The sequence below is a fragment of the Microcystis sp. M53598_WE2 genome (assembly GCF_030067735.1).
GTDB lineage: Bacteria > Cyanobacteriota > Cyanobacteriia > Cyanobacteriales > Microcystaceae > Microcystis > Microcystis aeruginosa.
In genome coordinates this window covers 1-1,099 of the sequence record NZ_JASJFE010000242.1, presented here as the reverse complement: position 1 = coordinate 1,099, position 1,099 = coordinate 1, and the positions used below count along the sequence as shown (strand labels likewise).

Below are 1,099 nucleotides of genomic sequence, written 5' to 3'. Positions count from 1 at the left end.
GTTGCGGAGAAATACCGCTTGGTTAATGTGTTAGGTTTAAAAGAAATTGGTAAAACCACACTTTCTCTGAAACTGGTTGATAAAATCAAAGATAATTTTAACTATGTTATTCGCAGAAGTTTGTATTTTTGTCCAAAACTAGATGAACTTTTAAGTGAAATTTTACAATCTATCAATCCTCAATTGAAGCTTTCTCAAAGTCTTGAAAAGCAATTAAATTTGTTCTTACAATTAATGAAAAGTCATCGATGCTTGATTATTCTTGATGATTTACAAAGTCTATTTGATTCTAAAAAACTAGCAGGTAATTATCACAAAGAGTACCAAGATTATCAACTATTGTTTAAAAGCATTGCTGAAGTCAATCATCAAAGCTGTTTACTGTTGTTGAGTCAAGAAAAACCTATTGATACGACTTTTTATGGGCAGAAAAATAAATTCATTAAAACATTAATCATAGAAGGTTTAGGAGAAGATGCCATAGAAATTTTGCGCCATCATAATCTATTAAATGAAGACAGTTGGGAAGCCTTAATTAAATGTTATCAAGGTCATCCTCTTTGGTTAGAATTAGTTGCTAGTTTTATTCAAGAGACATTTTTAGGTAAGGTTGCTGACTTTTTGGAGATTAAATACCCGATTGCCGAAGAAACTTTAGAGCAGACTTTATTAAGTATTTTGCAAAGTTTAACAGAATCAGAGAAACTAATGCTAACAGAATTAGCAAATTTTAATCAACCTATTTCTATTAAAGAAATGATCGACCAAACTTCTCTAGCTTATACAGATTCTTTGAAAGTAATTCAATCTCTAATCAGACGAATAATAGTGGCAAAAGATGAAAACGCTCTATTATGTTTGAATCCTGTTTTTAAAGCTTATGTAATTAATCATCAAATCTAGGGCTGAGTCGAAAGAAAGAGAAATTTTAGCTAATTTTATCGCAATCATAATAGTTTACGAAATTCTACGACTGTCAAATAGTTACACCTGCATTTTAATTTCAGGAATTTCCCCATCTTGCCAGCGTTTTTCCAAGGCTGCAAGATACTCATTGCATCTTGTATATTAGTTAATGCCTCTTCCTCAGTATATCCCT

General features: G+C 31.0%; 1 protein-coding gene. It reads left to right on the top strand.

Annotated elements, in window-relative coordinates; translation table 11 throughout:
- Nucleotides 1-903, top strand: a 903-nt coding sequence (locus PX636_RS05105) for an NB-ARC domain-containing protein (RefSeq protein ID WP_288116393.1), incomplete at its 5' end; no start/stop codon positions are given.
- Nucleotides 904-1,099 lie beyond the last annotated feature (196 nt).